The sequence below is a fragment of the Streptomyces netropsis genome (assembly GCF_014203545.1).
Lineage (GTDB): Bacteria > Actinomycetota > Actinomycetes > Streptomycetales > Streptomycetaceae > Streptomyces > Streptomyces netropsis.
Map to the genome: position 1 here is coordinate 148679 of NZ_JACHJG010000009.1, position 15787 is coordinate 164465.

The following is a 15787-nucleotide window of genomic DNA, read 5'->3' on the forward strand; positions in this document are numbered from 1 at the left end:
CGTTCCCGGCGGAGGGGGAGCCGGGATCCGGGGAGCCGGTTCACGCGCCCTGGAGCTGCTTCCGCAGTTCCGCGATGTCGATCGACTCGGCCGGGGAAGGCGTCGTCGTCGGCACGGGCTTGTCGTAGTCGGTGATGATCGTCGTGGTGGTCTTGCCACCCTCGACCTGGACGACCTTCACCGGGTAAGGCGTGCCCTCGGAGGCGACGTACACCGTCGTCGCGTCGCCCTTGCCGCTCTTGCCCTCCAGCGGAACGACCTTCTTGCCCTCGACCGTGGTCGGCTTGCCCTTGGTCATGTCGTCGCCGGACGAGTCGGCGCCCTTGATCGCGGCCTGGAACTTCGTGAGGTCGCAGGTGTTGGCCATGCCGGCCAGCAGCGGGTCGCTCGTCGGGCCGTGGATGTAGCGGCCCTTGGTGACGCCCTCGATGGTCGCCGCCTTCGTGGCGCCGATCTGCTCCTCCCACGTCGCGTGGTCGGGCTTCATCCAGACCTTGTCACCGAGCTTGATGACGTCGGTGGAGCCGCCCTTCGCACCGCCGGCCTGACCGGCGCAGGAGCCCTGGCGGTCCAGGATGAGGTTCATCTTGACGGGCTGGCCCTGGGTGAAGCCGTCCTGCTTGAAGCGCAGCGACTTCGCGTCGCGCAGCGCCTGCATCGCCTTGTCCGATATCTGCTGGGCGGACATCGCGTCCAGCCCGCTCTTGCCGCCGCCCTTGCCGCCGCTCTCGCTGCCGCAGGCGGTGACGCCGATCAGCGCCGCCGCGCAGGCGGTCGCTGCCATCAGGCGCACCTTGTGGATCTTGTTCATTCGGGTGACGCTAACAAACTCGGGGCGCCCTGCGCTCGGCGAGGCGGGCTTTCGACGGCCGTCTGGCACCAACTCCCGTGCGGTGAACGGGCGTCAGGTCCGCCGGCGGTGCATGGAGCGGGCGAGCAGCCGGCCGATCACGAGCATTGCGGCGAGCGCCGGCACAGCCCACCACGCGGTGAGGTGCCACCGGTGAGGCCCGGCCGTTCACCCGATGGTGTCGGCGACCGCCAGTGCCGCCGCGTAGCCGGGGTCCACGGCGACGTCGGTCAGCGACCAGCCCGTGGGGGACGTCGGGGCCGGGCCGGAGCCGACATAGGTGACCGAGGGGTCCTCGGAGAGTCCCGTGCCGATGCCCTTGAGGTAGGCCTCCTTGCGGGTCCAGCAGCGGGCGAAGGCTCCGAGGCGCGCCGCTTCCGGGAGCGCGGTCAGCTCGGCGGTCTCCGTGGGGTGCAGCGAGGGCACCACCTCGGTGACGACGGCGGCGGGTTGTCGCTCCTCGACGTCCACGCCGACCGGGGTGCCGGCGAAGGCGAACAGGGCCAGGTCGCCCGCGTGCGAGAGGTTGAAGTGCAGGGGTGCCCCGGCGACGGCCGGCCGGCCGTGCGGGCCGCCGCAGCCGGGGCACGGCTCGCGCGTCAGCTCCACCGCCGCCGGGTCCAGGTCCAGATAGGCGCCGAGGAGCCGCCGCAGCCCGACGTGGGCCGCGGCGTAGCGCTCCCGGTGCAGGTCCCGGACGAACGCGGCGGCGCGGTCCCGTTCCCGGGCGTCGAGGATCCGCTCGTACGCGGCGGGCCGCTGCGGGGCGTGGTCGGGGACCCGCAGCAGCCAGACGTGCGGCCTGCCCGGGGTCCACGCGCCGGGCAGCGGGTCGCGGCCGAGGACCAGGGGCCGCGTCCCATGGGCCCGCTCACCGCCGTCCACGGACATCAGCCCTCCCCCAGGTAGCCGGCCACCGCCTCGGCGACCTCCGCGATCGGCCCCGGCCGGGTCATCTGCGGGTGCAGACAGTCGATATCGCGGTTGATCAGGCTACCGGTGACGTACGGGCGCCACGCGTCCCGCGACAGCCAGTGCTCGGCGCGGGGTGCGGCGGCGGTGAAGAAGAGGACGTCGCCGTCGAAGACGCGGTGCCGGTGGGTACGCATGAGGGTGACGTTGTTGACGACGACGTCGAGGACGGCGGCGAGCGTGTCGTCGTCGAGTGCGGCGAGCGCGCTGCCTTCGGCGCGCAGCCGGGCGGTGACCCGCTCGCGGGTGAGCGGTTCGCCTTCCGGCCCGTCCGGGCCGGCCTGTCCGTCCGGCCGGTCGTCCACGGCCATCCGCAGCAGAGCGGCGAGGGCGTCGGCCTCGCCGGGGGTGGGTGTCTCGCGCCATTGGTCGGCGGGGTAGGCGTCCATGACGGCGAGCAGCTCCACCTTCTCGCCCGCCTCCTGGAGGAGCACGGCGAGGGTGTGGGCGGCGACGCCGCCGACGGACCAGCCGAGCAGGCGGTAGGGGCCGTGCGGCTGGATCTCGCGGACGCGGGCCAGCCAGTCCTGGGCCAGCTCCTCCATCGTGGCGGGCAGTGTCTCCCCGGGGTTCAGGCCGCGCGCCTGGAGCCCGTACACCGGCTGGTCGGGGCTCAGCCCTTCGAGCAGACCGGAGTAGCACCAGCTGAGGCCGACCGCCGGGGGCAGGACGAACAGCGGTGTGCGGTCGCCGGTGCGGCGCAGGGGCAGCACGGCGCCGAGCGCGCCCTCCCCGCCGTCGCCGTGGAGCAGGTCGGCGAGCGAGGCGGGGGTGGGCGCCCGGAACAGCGCGCCCAGGGCGAGGTCCACGCCGAGGGTGGCCCGGATCCGGGCGACGAGCCGGGCGGCCAGCAGCGAATCGCCACCGAGGTCGAAGAACCCGTCGTCGACGCCCACACGCGGCAGCCCGAGCGCTTCCGCGAAGAGCCGGGCGAGGGTCTCCTCGCGGGGCCCGCGCGGCGGACGGCCGCCGGGGCGGGCCGCGGCCGACGGGGCGGGGAGCGCCGCGCGGTCCAGCTTGCCGTTGGGGGTGAGCGGGAAGGCGTCCAGGACGACGAGGGCGCTGGGCACCATGTGGTCGGGCAGCCGGGTGGCGAGCCGTGCGCGCAGGGCGTCGGGGTCCAGCGGGGCCGGTCCCCTCGTCGGGGCAGGGCCGGCCTCAGCGGCGGCATCCGCCGAGGCCGGAGTCACATGGGCGACCAGACGGCGGTCGCCGGGGCGGTCCTCGCGGACCGTCGCGCAGGCGGCGGCGACGTGCGGGTCGGCGGCCAGGGCCGCCTCCACCTCGCCGAGTTCGACGCGCAGGCCGCGCAGCTTCACCTGGTGGTCGGTGCGGCCGAGGTATTCGAGGGCACCGTCCTGCCGCCAGCGGGCCAGGTCGCCCGTGCGGTACATGCGCTCGCCGGGGCGCCCGGCGGCCTCGGCGAACGGGTCGCGGACGAAGCGCTCGGCCGTCAGGTCCGGGCGTCCGAGGTAGCCGGTGGCGAGCTGGGCGCCCGCCACGTACAGCTCGCCGGGGATGCCGGGCGGGCAGGGGCGGCGGTCGGGGTCGAGGACGTAGAGCCGGGTGTTCCAGACGGGCCGGCCGATCGGCACGGGCCCGTCCTCGCCCGGTGCGCAGGCGTGGTGGGTGACGTCGACGGCCGCCTCGGTGGGCCCGTACAGATTGTGCAGCGGGACGCCGGGGAGCGTGCGGTGGAAGGCCTCGGCGGCCTGGCGGGGCAGCACCTCACCGCTGCACAGCACCCGGCGCAGGCCGGTGCAGTGCGCGGCGGACGGCTCGTCGAGGAAGAGGCGGAGCATGGAGGGCACGAAGTGGGCCGTGGTGACGCCCTGTTCGCGGATCGTGCGGGCCAGCGCGGCGGGGTCCTGATGGGCGCCGGGCTCGGCGAGGACGAGGGTGGCGCCCACGCGCAGCGGCCAGAAGAACTCCCAGACGGACACGTCGAATCCGGACGGCGTCTTCTGCAGCACCCGGTCGTCGGGGGTGAGTCCGTACTGGCCCTGCGCCCAGCGCAGCCGGTTGTCGATCGCGGAGTGCGGGACGACGACGCCCTTGGGGCGGCCGGTGGAGCCGGAGGTGTAGATGACGTACGCGGGGTGCTGCGGGGTGAGCGGGCGGCCCGGGTCGGTGGGCAGGTGCGCGGCCAGCTCGGCGCGCAGCGCGGGGTCGTCGAGCGTGAGGACGGGCAGCTCGGTGTCCGGCAGGGACGGCCGGGTGGCGGTGTCGGTCAGGACGCAGACGGGCGCCGCGTCGCCGAGCATGTCGGCGAGCCGCTCGGCGGGGTATCCGGGGTCCAGCGGCAGATACGCGCCGCCCGCCTTGAGGACGGCGAGGAGGGCGACGACGAGGTCGACGGAGCGGGGGACGGCCACGGCGGCCAGGGCGCCGGGCCGGACGCCGAGGGCGGCGAGGTGGCGGGCGAGCCGGTTGGCGCGGGCGTTCAGCTCGCCGTAGGTGAGGGTCACTTCGCCGGCGACGAGCGCGGTCGCGCCGGGCCTGCGGGCGGCGCGGGCCTCGATCGGGCCGATGAGGGTGGTCGGCGGCACGGGCACGGCGGTGTCGTTGAACTCGACGAGGACGCGCTCGCGCTCCTCCTCGGTGCCCGGGGACAGTGCGGTGAGCGGCTGGTGGGGGTCGCTGTCGGCGATCCGGGTCAGGAGGTCGAGGAACCGCTCCTGGTGGGTGGCGACCTCGGCGGACTCGTAGAGCGCCGGGTTGGCGTCGTAGTCGATGTGGAGCCCGGTGCCGTCGGCGCGGTCGTAGATGTTGACGGTGAGGTCGTCCACGGGCCCGGCGGAGAGGTTGTACGCGTCGGACCGGGCGCCGGCGAAGGTGAGCCCGTAGTCGAACGGCATGACGTTGACGAGCGGGCCGACGAGCGCCCGGCCCTCGCCGAGCAGTCCGAGGTCGCGGCGGATGTCCGCGTAGCGGTAGCGGCGGTGGCGGCGGGCGTCGCGGATGCCGAGGTCGGCCTGGCGGGTCAGCTCGGCGAAGGTGGAGTCGGGGGTGACGGTGAAGCGCAGCGGCAGGACGTTCATGACCATGCCGGGGACGCGCAGCGCCACGGATCCCATGCGGCCCATCATGGGCAGCCCGAGGACGACGTCCTCGCTGCGGGTGGCGCGCGCGAGGTAGAGCGCCTGGGCGGCGAACAGGACGTCCGGCCAGGTGGCCCGGACCGACGTGGCCAGCTCGCGCAGCCGCTCGGTCGCCTCGGGGCCGAGGTGCGCGGAGTGCCGCAGGGCGATGGGGGTGCCTCCCATGCCGTTCAGGCCATGGGGGAGGGAGGGCAGGGCGCTGCGGCCGGCGAGGGTGGGGACGGCGGGCCGGTCGCGGAACCGGTCCTCCCAGTGGGCGCGGTCGCGTTCGTGCGTCGCCGAGTCGCGGTAGGCGGCGTCCTCGGCGACCAGCGCGGCGAGCCGTCCGAAGGGGCTCGGGCCGGGGGCGGTGCCGGCGGCGAGGGCGGTGTAGACCTCGGCGACGCGGCGGGCGATGAGGGAGTAGCCGTACCCGTCCATGACGGCGTGGTGGACGCGCTGGTACCACAGCCAGCGCCGGTCGCCGACGTGGAAGAGGGCGTGGGCGAACAGCGGGCCGGTGGCCAGGTCGAAGGGCACGGTGAGGTCGGCGCGCATCCAGGCCCGGGCGGTGGCGTCGGGGGCGCGCTCGCCGCGCAGGTCGGCCGTGTGCAGCGGGAAGCCCTGGCCGGGCGGCTCGATGGCGATGGGCAGTTGGCGGGGGCCGCTCTCGCCTTCGGCGGGGGCCACCAGCCGTACGCGCAGGGCGTCCGCCTCGCCGACGGTGCGGTGCAGGGCCTCGGCGAAGCGGACGGGGTCCACCTCGCCGTGGATCTCGATGCACTCGGCGGTGTTGAGCGCCGGGCTGCCGGGGTCGAGGGCCTGGGCGAACCACATGCCCGACTGTGCGGCGGTCAGGGGCAGCCCCTCCGGCGCCGCCGGGCGCGGTGCGCCGGTGGCGGGCCGGTCGAGGGTGCGCGCGGCTCTCACGCCCGGACCCCCAGCAGCGGTGCCCACTGCTCGATGGCCGGCTGCTCGGCGAGGTCCACGAAGGTGACCTCGGTGCCGTGGTCACGGCGCCAGCGCTCGACGAGGGTCATGATGCGCACGGAGTCGAGGCCGTAGTCGACGAGGTTCTCGTCGTCGGGGATGTCCGCGGGGTCCTCGCCGAGCACGTCGGCGACGTCGGCGCGGATCTGGTCCAGGGTGAGTGCCATGGGGGGTTCAGACCTTTTCGAAGAGGCGGTCGGTGGTCGTCACGACGGCGCACTTGGCGGCGGCGTAGCGCAGGGCCATCTCATGGTCGTCCGCGGAGAAGTCCGCGACGGCGTCGGCGACCAGAAAAGGCTGGATATCGCGCATCCATGCGTCGCAGGCGCTCATCAGGACGCCGATGTGGGCGTAGACGCCGACGATGATCAGCTGGTCGCGGCCCTGGGCCGCCATCCGCTCGGCGAGGTCGGTGCGGACGAAGGCGCTGTACTTCCACTTCGTCAGGACCGTGTCACGCTCGGTGGGGGCGACGGCGTCGGCGATGGCCTTGGCCCGCTCGTCGTCCGGCAGGCCGGGGCCCCAGAAGTCCTGCTGGAGGCCGCGCTCCTCGGCGCTCTGGCCACCGGGCTGGGCGGAGTAGACGACGGGCACGCCGAGGCGCTCGCACGCGCTCTTGACCCGGGCGGTGTTGGCGAGGAGCTCGGTGAGCGGGGAGGCGTCCGGGGTGAAGGCGCCGAGGAAGTAGTTCTGCAGGTCGTGCACCAGCAGCACGGCGCGGTCCGGGTCGACGGTCCAGTCGACCTTGTTCGCCGGGAGGGTGTCCGCGGTGGGCATGGCGTAGGGGGTGATGGCAGGGAGCGCCATGGTGGTGAGGGGCCTTTCGGAAAGCGTGTGGGGAGCCGGGGCCGCGGTGACGGGCGGGCTTCAGGGGGTGGCTTCAGGAAGTGGCTTCAAGAGGTGACTTCAGGAAGTGACGAGGCGGGCGGCTATCGCCGCGCGGAGGTCCTTCTTGGAGACCTTGCCGATGCCGGTCTGCGGGAACTCCTCGACGAACTCCACCCGGTCGGGGACCTTGTAGGCCGCGAGGCCGCGCTCGCGGACGAACTTCTTGACCGCGATCGACTTGACCGGCTCGGCGCCCTCGCGCAGCACGATGTACGCGCAGGTGCGCTCGCCCAGGTAGTCGTCGGGCATGGAGACGACGGCGACGTCGTGCACGGCGGGGTGGGCGAGGATGTGGTTCTCGATCTCCTCGGCGGCGACCTTCTCGCCGCCCCGGTTGATCTGGTCCTTCGCCCGGCCCTCGACGACGAGGTGGCCGGTCCCGGTGACCCGGACGACGTCGCCGGTGCGGTAGAAGCCGTCGGCGGTGAAGGACTTGGCGTTGTGCTCGGGGGCCCGCCAGTAGCCGCGGATGGTGTAGGGGCCGCGGGTGAGCAGATGGCCGGTGGCGCCGACGGGCAGGTCGTTGTCCTCGTCGTCCACGACGCGGATCTCGTCGTCCGGGGAGATCGGGCGGCCCTGCGTGGTGACGATGGTCTCCTCGGGGTCGTCGAGCCGTGTGTAGTTCACGAGGCCCTCCGCCATGCCGAAGACCTGCTGGAGGGTGCAGCCGAGCGCGGGGCGGACGCGCCGCGCGGCCTCCTCGCTGAACTTCGCGCCGCCGACCAGCAGGACCTCCAGGGTGCCGAGGTCGTGCGGGCTGTTCGGCGCGGCCTCGGTCCACACCAGGGCGAGCGGCGGCACGAGACCGGTGATGGTCACGCCCTCGCGCTCGATGAGCGGGAAGGCGACGTCCGGGCTGGGCTGCGGGGCGAGGACCACGCGGGCGCCGGCGTAGAGCGCGCCGAGGGTGCCGGGCGAGCTGAGGGGGAAGTTGTGGGCGGCGGGCAGCGCGCAGAGGTAGACGCTGTTCTCGTCGACCGCGCAGTGCTCGTTGGAGCCCCACAGCGAGTAGATGTAGTCGTCGTGGGTGCGCGGGATGAGCTTGGGCACACCGGTGGAGCCGCCGGAGAGCTGGAGGAAGGCCAGGTCACCGGGGGCCGGGCCGTCGGCGACGGCGACGGGCTCACGGGCCTCGCTTTCCAGGTCGGCGAGCGCGGTGTGCTCGCCGGGCTCCCCCACCACGAACACGTGGCGCAGGGTGGGCACCTCGGCCCGTACCTTCGTCGCCAGGTCGCGGTAGTCGAAGCCGCCGCTGGTGTCGGCGATGACGTAGGCGGCCGCCTCGGTGAACTCGCAGAAGTAGCGGATCTCCGTCTCGCGGTGCGCGGGCAGCGCGAAGACGGGGAGGGCACCGATGCGGAAGAGGCCGAAGATCACCTCGAAGAACTCGGCGACGTTGGGCAGCTGGACGACGACGCGGTCGCCCTTCGCGATGCCTCGCTCGAGGAACCCGGCGGCGAGACGGTCGGCGCGGTCGTCCAGCTCGCCGTACGTCCAGCGCCGCCCCGCACCCGCGGGGTCGACGATCGCGACGCGGTCGGGGTGGTTCAGCGCCCGCTCGCGCAGCATCTGCCCGAAGGTCTCGCCGCGCCACCAGCCGGCGGCGCGGTAGCGCTCGGCGAACTCGGCGGGGTAGCCCGGGGCGTCGGTGGTGTCGGTCGGCTGGGTGCTCATCGGCCGTTCTCCTGGAGGTCCGCGCCGACGGCGTCGAGGAATGTACGGAACTTGGCGCCGGTCTCGGCGGTCTCGGCTTCCGGGGTGGACTGGGCGACGACGCCCGCGCCCGCGTAGAGCCGCAGGGTGCGCTCCTCGGCCCGGGCCTCGGCGCAGCGGATGGTGACGACCCATTCGCCGTCGCCGCTCGCGTCGCCCCAGCCGACCATGCCGGTGAAGTTGCCCCGGTCGAAGGGCTCCAGCTCCTGGATGACGTCGCGCGCGGTGGTGGTGGGGGTACCGCAGACGGCCGGGGTGGGGTGCAGCGCGCAGGCCAGTTCCAGGGCGGAGACGGCGGGGTCGGCCGGCTCGCCGACGACGGTCGTGGACAGGTGCCACATGGCGGCGGTCCGGACGAGCGTGGGGCGCGCGGGGACGTCGAGGGTCCGGCAGTACGGGGCGAGCGCCGCACGGACCGCGTCGACGACGACGGCGTGCTCGTGCAGGTCCTTCTCCGACTCCAGGAGCGCCGCGGCCCGGCGCACATCCTCGGCGAGGTCGGCGCTGCGCGGGGTGGAGCCGGCGAGCGGGTTGGCGATCAGGACGCCGCCGCGCCGGGAGACGAGCAGCTCGGGGCTGGCGCCGAGGAGGGTGCGGCCGGGGCCGGTCGGCAGGGCGAAGGTGTATCCGGCCGGGTCGCGGCGGGCGAGGCGCTGGAGCAGGGCGGGGAGGTCGAGTTCGCGGGAGGAGCGCAGCTCCAGGGTCCGGGCGAGGACGACCTTGCTGAAGTCGCCGCGTCTCATGCGGCGGACGGCCTCGGCGACCGCGGCTCCGTAGACACCCGGCTCGGGTATCGGCCGGATGTCCCAGTCCGCGGCGGCGGGGGCGGCGGCGGGCAGGGCGATCAGCGGGTCCTCGGACAGCGCCGGCGCCCAGCGGACGGCCTGCGGCACGGCGAGGGAGGCGGGGGCGCTCTGGTCGAAGGGCACCGCGCCGACGACGATGGGCGCCGGGTTGCCCGCGAGCAGCTCGGCGTCGAGGGTCTCGGTGACGCGGCGCGCCAAGGGGGTGCCGCCGTGGGGCACTTCGGCCCGCGTCCCGTAGGCGAGGAGCGTGCGGGTGGGCGAGGCGAAGAAACGGGCCCGGGCGGGCTCGTAGGCGTCGAGCAGCGAGGTCGCGGCGCCGACGGTGTCCTCGGGCCGTTCGATCCGCTGACCGACGCCTCCCGGCACTGCGGTGAGGCGGCCGTCCGTGCGAGCTGCGGGCTCGCCCGGCCGGTCGGCGACGTGGTGAACCGTGGTCACCTGCTGCTCCGTTCCTCCGGTGGGTCGCACCGGTGTGGCGTGAAGTGGTTCGGGCGGGCCGGGCCTGGCCGGGTCCCGGCAGGGCGGGCCTCGCCCGGCGCTGGTGTGGTGCGGTGGGAGCCGCCCGGGTCGGGCGGGGTCCCTGGGTCGATCGGGCCGACCGGGTGGGGGTCGGTCGTGGGGCGGTGCGGGCCGACGGCGGGCGGTGTCGGCGCCGGGACGGCCTTTCGGTGAAAGGGGCGGCAGGCCGTCGGGCCGCGCGGTCGGTGGCGGGCGGGCCGTCAGGCGCGCAGGGTGGCCCCGCCGTCGACGTACAGGTCGTGCATGGTGATGTGCCGGGCCCGGTCCGAGACGAGGAAGGTGACGGCGTCGGCGATGTCGGCCGGTTCGGCGATGCGGCCGAGGGGGATCCCGACGCGGTAGGTCGCGGGGTCGCCGTCGATGACGCGCTGGGGGGCCTGCTCGTCGGCCCACAGGCCGCGCTGCATGGCGGTGTCCGTGGAGCCGGGCGAGACCACGTTGCAGCGGACTCCGCTGCGGGCGAGCTCCAGTCCGAGGCACTTGGTGAACATGGTGGCGGCGGCCTTGGAGGCGGCGTACGCGGCCATGCTGGTGCGGGGCACGCCCGCGGCGTTGGAGCCGACGGTGACGATGCATCCGTCGCGGCGCTCGCTCATCCTGCGGGCCACGGCACGGGAAGCGTTGAAGACGCCGGTGGAGTTGACGGCGAAGGTGCGGTCCCACACCTCGTCGGTGATGTCCACCACGGGGGACGTGCGCAGCACTCCGGCGACGTTGACGAGGATCGCGATCGGGCCGAGGGTGCGCTCCACCTCGTCGACGACGGCGTCGACGGCGAGGCTGTCGGCGACATCGGCGCTGTGGGCGACGACCCGGTCGGCACCGAATTCCGCTTCGAGCTCCTTGACGCCCTCCGTGGCCCAGTCCAGGGCCGCGACACGCGCTCCACATGCGACGAGGGCGCGGGTCACGGCCTCGCCTATGCCTTGTCCGGCACCGGTGACCAACGCGACACGGCCGGCGAGTTCTGGCTGCTGCACGACGGTTCCCCCCATTCCATTTGAATTAGGTAAGGCTTACCTTACATGACAGACATGCCCGAAGGGAATTGCCGTGCGGAATGCCGCACACCCGGCCGCGCGACACCGAGGCCGCTCACGCGGAACACCGAGTGAACATGCGGAACTCCAGGTTTCGGTAAACGACGGGCAATGCGAAAACGTCAAGAAAGGTGCCGGGGGGTCACACCATCGAACCCACCGGGGCTTAGGCCAGCCTAACCTCACCCTCGCCGAGGGTCGCACGGCGCCCCTCCCCACGCCGCGCCCCCGGACCCGACCCCACGCCCGGCCCCTCGCCCTCCGCCCGACGCACCGTCATTCGGCGAGTTGCAGAACGGGTATGCCGGGCGCGCCGATACCGAAGGTCTGCGCGTAAAGGGAGAGTTCCGCGTGCAACGCGCGGATCATCGTGTCGGCCCGGCGGAAACCGTGCCCCTCCCCCTCGAAGGTCAGATACGCGTACGGCACACCCCGCCCGGCCATCGCCTCGACGAACCGCGCGCTCTGCGCGGCCGGGCAGATGGGGTCGTCCAGGCCCTGGAGGAGGACGAAGGCCCCGGACACCCGGTCCGCGCGGTGCAGCGGCGAGCGGTCCCGATACCGGTCGGGCACCTCGGCCAACGGCCCGATCAGGCTCTCCAGATAGTGCGATTCGAAGTCGTGGGTGCCTCCCGACGCCCACGTCAGCAGGTCCAGCACCGGATAGCTGATGGTGCCGCAGGCGAAGAGACCGGTGGAGACGAGCGAGGCCGCGGTCGTCCAGCCGCCCGCGCTGCCGCCCCGGATGGCCAGCCGGGCGCGGTCGGCACTGCCCTCTTCGGCGAGCGCCTCGGCCACGGCCACGCAGTCCTCCACGTCGACGACGCCCCAGCGCTCCCGCAACCGGTCGCGGTACTCACGCCCGTAGCCCGTCGAACCGCCGTAGTTGACCTCGGCGACCCCGATGCCGCGCGAGGTGAAATAGGCGATCTCCAGGTCCAGCACGAGCGGTGCCCGGCTGGTGGGGCCGCCGTGCGCCCACACCACGAACGGGGGGAGTTCATCGGCGGGCGCGGTGTGGTCGGGGCTGTGCGGCGGATAGATGTGGGCGTGGATGTCCCGGCCGTCCGGCCCGACGAAGGTGCGGATCAGCGGCTCCGGGTAGTACGCGGGGTCCACGGGGTCGGCGTGTCTGGCGCCTATCGCCCGGGCCCGGCCGGTGCACGTGTCGAGCTCGACCACCTCGTAGGCCGTGCGGGGGCTCGCGGCGACGCCGACGACACGGGTGCCGGCGACCGCCAGCGTCGGGGCCCACTCCGTCCACGGCCCGGCCGCGTCGACCAGCTCACCGGTCTCGGTGTCGAGTATGCCGAGGGCGGTGGCGCCCCGGCCGTGGATCACGGCGACCAGACCGTGGGTCAGCGGCTGGAACCAGCGGTGGCCCACCCGCCACAGCGGGCCCGCGAACTCCTCCTCGCGCGGGCACAGATTGACGCTCTCGCCCGTCTCCGGGTCGAGGCGGTGCAGATTCCACCAGCCGGTGCGATCGGTCGCGGCGAGCAGGGAGCCGTCCTCGGCCCACTCCACCTGTGCGACGGACTCCCGGGGGCCGCCCATGACCGTGCGGGTGCCCGTGAGCCGACCGTCCGCCGTCACGTCGGCGAGCTTCAGCTCGGTGCCCTCCCAGGGCATGCGGGGATGGTCCCAGGCGAGCCACGCGGCCCGCAGGCCGTCCGGGGAGAGCCGCGGCCCGGTGACGAAGCGGTGCCGGTCGTCGGTCAGCTCGCGCACCGCCGTGCGGTCCTCGGCGGCGGAGCCGTCCAGGGGAACGGCGGCGAGCACCCGCCGCACCTCGCCCGCCCCGTCCCCGGTGAACTCCTCCAGGACGCACCACACTTCACCCAGCTCCGGCCGGAGCACCGGGTCCGCCCAGCGCAGCCCGCCGCCGACCGGCGAGAGCGGCGTCAGCGGCCTCGGCCCGCCGCCCGCCGGGCGGTCGGGCTCGCAGACGTGCAGTCGCTGGTCGGCGAAGTCGACGAAGACCAGCAGGGGCCCGCCGGTCTCCCGGGGGACCGCGGCCCAGGGCTGCCCCCCGTACTCCAGGAACCGGCTGCGGACGTTCCACGGGGCGGCCAGCGGGCTGACCTCGCTGCCGTCGGGGCGACGCCGCACCAGCGTCTGCCGGCCCTTCTCGGCCGGGCGCGGCTCGACCCACCACACCTCGTCGCCGACCGTGCCCACGTACTCCGGTTTGCCGTCGTGCGACGCGGCGAGCGCGGCGTCGATCGGGGACGGCCAAGCTCCGTAGGGCGCCGTGGACACCATGATTACCGCGCCTCCTTGCGGCCGTGATCGGCCGTCAGATCCTTTTCGCCCAACGGGCTTTCGATGGGGAATTCTTCACGTGCGGGCACTTCGTGTGCGGGCACTTCGTATGCCGGGGTTTCGCGCCCGGGGATTTCCCGCTCGGTGTTCTCTTCCATCAGGAAATGGTCGAGCACCCGCACACCGAAGTGCAGCGCCTCGACGGGAACCCGCTCGTCGACACCGTGGAAGAGCGCCTGATAGTCGAATCCCCGGGGCAACCGGAGCGGTGCGAAGCCGTAGCCGGTGATGCCGAGCCGGGCGAACTGCTTGGCGTCCGTGCCGCCGGACATGCAGAACGGCACCACGTGGCCGCGTGGATCGAAGCGCTCGATGGCCGCCCGCATCCGCGCGAACGTCGGGGAGTCGACGGGGGCTTGGAGACCGCTCTCCCGGTGGTAGTACTCCCAGGCCACTCCGGGCCCGGTGAGCCGGTCCAAGGTGGCGCGGAACTCCTCCTCGCCACCCGGCACCGTCCGCCCGTCGACGAAGCCGACGGCGGTGCCCGGGATGACGTTGACCTTGTACCCGGCGTCGAGCATCGTCGGGTTGGCGCTGTTGCGGATCGTCGGGGCGATCAGCGCGGCGGCGGCTCCGAGCTTGCCGAGCAGCCCGTCCGCGTCGAAGTCCGCGTCGTCCGGATCGGCTTCGATCCCGTACAGCGCGGCGATCTCGCGCAGTGCGGCCCGCACGGTCGGGGTGAGCCGGACCGGCCACCGGTGGTCGCCGATGCGGGTGACGGCGGCGGCGAGCGTGCTGACCGCGTTGTCCGTGTTGACCTTGGAGCCGTGCCCGGCGGTGCCCCGTGCGGTGAGCTTGAGCCAGGACGTGCCGCGCTCCCCCGCCGCCACGGGGTAGAGCCGCAGCCCGCCGTCGCCGTGGAAGGTGTACGCGCCGGACTCGCTGATGCCCTCCGTGCAGCCCTCGAAGAGCTCCGCGTGCTCGTCGGCGAGGAATCCGGAGCCGACGGCGGCGCTGTCCTCCTCGTCGGCGGTGAAGGCCAGCACGATGTCCCGCCGCGGGCGGACCCCGGCCCGGGCCCAGGCCCGGACCACGGACAGGACCATCGCGTCCATGTCCTTCATGTCGACCGCGCCCCGGCCCCACACCACCCCGTCGCGGACCTCTCCCGAGAACGGATGGACGCTCCACTCGGCGGGCTCGGCGGGGACGACGTCGAGATGTCCGTGGACCAGGAGCGCGTCCGCGCTTGGATCGCTGCCGGGAATCCGGGCGACCACGTTCGTACGGCCCGGCTCCTTCTCCAGCAGGGTCGGCTCGATGCCCACCTCGCTGAGCCGCTCCGCGACGTACTCCGCGGCCGGGCGCTCCCGGCAGTCGCCGCCACCGCGATTGGTGGTGTCGATGCGGATCAGCTCCGAAGTGAAGCGCACGGCCTCCTCCAGCGCCTGCCCGTCGACCCGCTCCGTCATGACGTCAGCCATATTGCTCCTCCACCGCGGCCGACACGACGGTTGTGACCGCCTTGAAGCAGCGGATGCCCTCGTACATGGTCGGCATGGTGTAGGAGACCCGGCGCTCGCCCGAATGCTCGACGCCCGGCACGGCCGTCGCGGCGCCGGCCAGGTGCGCGGCGTCGAACTCCAGCTCCACCGTGAACGGCCCGCCCCTGACCGGCTCGTGCCGCACCGCGAGCGCCGTCCCCCGGCTCGCCGCGGCCCTGATGTCCGAGGCCGTACGGGCCGGGGTGCGGCACACCGCCGCGTACCGCGAGACGTAGTCCTTGACGGCAACCGAAGGGGCCAGCGGCGCATAACCCTTGGCGTCCTCGCATGTGAGGTCGTCGCCGGTCACCAACACCACGGGAACACCGTATTCGGCGACGACCAGGGAGTTCAGCAGACCCTCGCTGGCGCGCTCGCCGCTCACCCATACGCCGGTGATGGAGTTGGCGAGATAGGTGTGCGCGAGGACCCCCTCCGCGCCCGCCGCCGCGTGGTACCCGACGAAGGCGATGCCGTCCACGTCACCGTGCTGGACGCCCTCGACCATGCTCAGGGTCTTGTGCTTGCCCGTGAGCATCTCCGCCCGCTCGTCCAGCTTCTCCAGCAGCAGATTGCGCATGCTCCAGTGCGCCTCATTGACGAGGACCTCATCGGCGCCGCCGTCGAAGAACCCGGCGATCGCCGCGTTCACATCCGACGTGAACATATGGCGGCACCGCTCCCACTGCGGCGTGCCGGGCAGCACATCGGCGGGCCACGTGACGCCGGTGGCGCCTTCCATGTCCGCGGAGATCAGGATCTTCATGCCCCGTCACGTTACGCGTCGGCGAACACCCGGACCAGGCCTGTGGATAACTCCGGAGGTCCAGACCACCGAAGGTCGACCCGGGTGGCTCAACGTCGGTCGACGACCTGGTGGTCCCGCTGTCCGTCAGCCGCCGACCGACGCCTCCCGCAGGCTGCGGGGCCGCATGTCCGTCCAGTGCTCTTCGACGAAAGCGACGGCCGATTGCCGGTCCGCGTCGCTCAGCGCCGGCGTCCAGCCCGCGGGTACCGGGCTGAAGGAGGGCCACAGGGAGTACTGGCCCTCGTCATTGACCAGGACGTGAAACGTGCCGTCGGCGTCGTCGAACGGGTTGTCACTCATGGGAGTTCCTTC

At 73.5% G+C, this 15787-nt stretch carries 11 protein-coding genes and 1 pseudogene; all 12 read right to left on the reverse strand.

Features of this window, described 5'->3' with window-relative positions:
* Positions 1-40: 40 nt before the first annotated feature.
* Positions 41-811 carry a hypothetical protein gene (locus FHS38_RS21785; protein ID WP_184735898.1) on the reverse strand — a complete coding sequence of 257 codons (771 nt, stop codon included), beginning with the start codon at positions 809-811 and terminating at the stop codon, positions 41-43.
* Positions 812-1018: 207 nt separating this feature from the next.
* Positions 1019-1741 (reverse strand): 4'-phosphopantetheinyl transferase family protein, encoded by a 723-nt coding sequence (locus tag FHS38_RS21790; protein WP_184735900.1) that lies wholly within the window; start codon positions 1739-1741, stop codon positions 1019-1021.
* The gene (locus tag FHS38_RS21795) at positions 1741-5832 is read right to left on the reverse strand and encodes a non-ribosomal peptide synthetase (protein WP_444545774.1); all 4092 of its coding nucleotides are present in this window, start codon (positions 5830-5832) and stop codon (positions 1741-1743) included. Before FHS38_RS21795 ends, FHS38_RS21790 begins: the two co-directional genes overlap by 1 nt.
* Positions 5829-6059 carry a phosphopantetheine-binding protein gene (locus tag FHS38_RS21800; RefSeq protein ID WP_184735902.1) on the reverse strand — a complete coding sequence of 77 codons (231 nt, stop codon included), beginning with the start codon at positions 6057-6059 and terminating at the stop codon, positions 5829-5831. The genes FHS38_RS21795 and FHS38_RS21800 overlap by 4 nt, the downstream gene beginning before the upstream one ends.
* Before the next feature lie 7 nt (positions 6060-6066).
* On the reverse strand, positions 6067-6699 hold the full coding sequence (locus FHS38_RS21805; RefSeq protein ID WP_184735903.1) for an isochorismatase family protein: 633 nt from the start codon (positions 6697-6699) through the stop codon (positions 6067-6069).
* Positions 6700-6798: 99 nt separating this feature from the next.
* Positions 6799-8454, reverse strand: a complete 1656-nt coding sequence (locus FHS38_RS21810; RefSeq protein ID WP_184735905.1) for a (2,3-dihydroxybenzoyl)adenylate synthase — start codon at positions 8452-8454, stop codon at positions 6799-6801.
* On the reverse strand, positions 8451-9665 hold the full coding sequence (gene dhbC / locus FHS38_RS21815; RefSeq protein WP_184736145.1) for an isochorismate synthase DhbC: 1215 nt from the start codon (positions 9663-9665) through the stop codon (positions 8451-8453). The genes FHS38_RS21810 and dhbC overlap by 4 nt, the downstream gene beginning before the upstream one ends.
* Before the next feature lie 353 nt (positions 9666-10018).
* Entirely contained in the window at positions 10019-10813 is a 795-nt protein-coding gene (locus FHS38_RS21820; protein ID WP_184735906.1) for a 2,3-dihydro-2,3-dihydroxybenzoate dehydrogenase, read from the reverse strand.
* 321 nt (positions 10814-11134) lie between these two features.
* Positions 11135-13123 carry a prolyl oligopeptidase family serine peptidase gene (locus tag FHS38_RS21825; RefSeq protein WP_184735908.1) on the reverse strand — a complete coding sequence of 663 codons (1989 nt, stop codon included), beginning with the start codon at positions 13121-13123 and terminating at the stop codon, positions 11135-11137.
* 158 nt (positions 13124-13281) lie between these two features.
* Positions 13282-14607, reverse strand: a pseudogene (locus tag FHS38_RS21830) (M20/M25/M40 family metallo-hydrolase); the annotation flags it as partial.
* A complete protein-coding gene (locus FHS38_RS21835; RefSeq protein ID WP_184735912.1) occupies positions 14600-15433 on the reverse strand; it encodes a M55 family metallopeptidase in 834 nt (277 codons plus the stop codon). The gene FHS38_RS21835 and the pseudogene FHS38_RS21830, both read right to left, overlap by 8 nt.
* Positions 15434-15559: 126 nt before the next feature.
* Positions 15560-15775: an MbtH family protein gene (locus FHS38_RS21840; protein WP_184735914.1), complete on the reverse strand. Its 216-nt coding sequence runs from the start codon at positions 15773-15775 to the stop codon at positions 15560-15562.
* Between the last annotated feature and the right edge of the window lie 12 nt (positions 15776-15787).

What these genes read in the sequence shown, in the direction of transcription:
- FHS38_RS21785 (WP_184735898.1), bottom strand. Translation starts at nt 811, where the DNA reads ATGAACAAGATCCACAAGGTGCGCCTGATGGCAGCGACCGCCTGCGCG.
- FHS38_RS21790 (WP_184735900.1), bottom strand. Translation starts at nt 1,741, where the DNA reads ATGTCCGTGGACGGCGGTGAGCGGGCCCATGGGACGCGGCCCCTGGTC.
- FHS38_RS21820 (WP_184735906.1), bottom strand. Translation starts at nt 10,813, where the DNA reads ATGGGGGGAACCGTCGTGCAGCAGCCAGAACTCGCCGGCCGTGTCGCG.
- FHS38_RS21805 (WP_184735903.1), bottom strand. Translation starts at nt 6,699, where the DNA reads ATGGCGCTCCCTGCCATCACCCCCTACGCCATGCCCACCGCGGACACC.
- FHS38_RS21800 (WP_184735902.1), bottom strand. Translation starts at nt 6,059, where the DNA reads ATGGCACTCACCCTGGACCAGATCCGCGCCGACGTCGCCGACGTGCTC.
- FHS38_RS21825 (WP_184735908.1), bottom strand. Translation starts at nt 13,123, where the DNA reads ATGGTGTCCACGGCGCCCTACGGAGCTTGGCCGTCCCCGATCGACGCC.
- FHS38_RS21810 (WP_184735905.1), bottom strand. Translation starts at nt 8,454, where the DNA reads ATGAGCACCCAGCCGACCGACACCACCGACGCCCCGGGCTACCCCGCC.
- FHS38_RS21835 (WP_184735912.1), bottom strand. Translation starts at nt 15,433, where the DNA reads ATGAAGATCCTGATCTCCGCGGACATGGAAGGCGCCACCGGCGTCACG.
- FHS38_RS21840 (WP_184735914.1), bottom strand. Translation starts at nt 15,775, where the DNA reads ATGAGTGACAACCCGTTCGACGACGCCGACGGCACGTTTCACGTCCTG.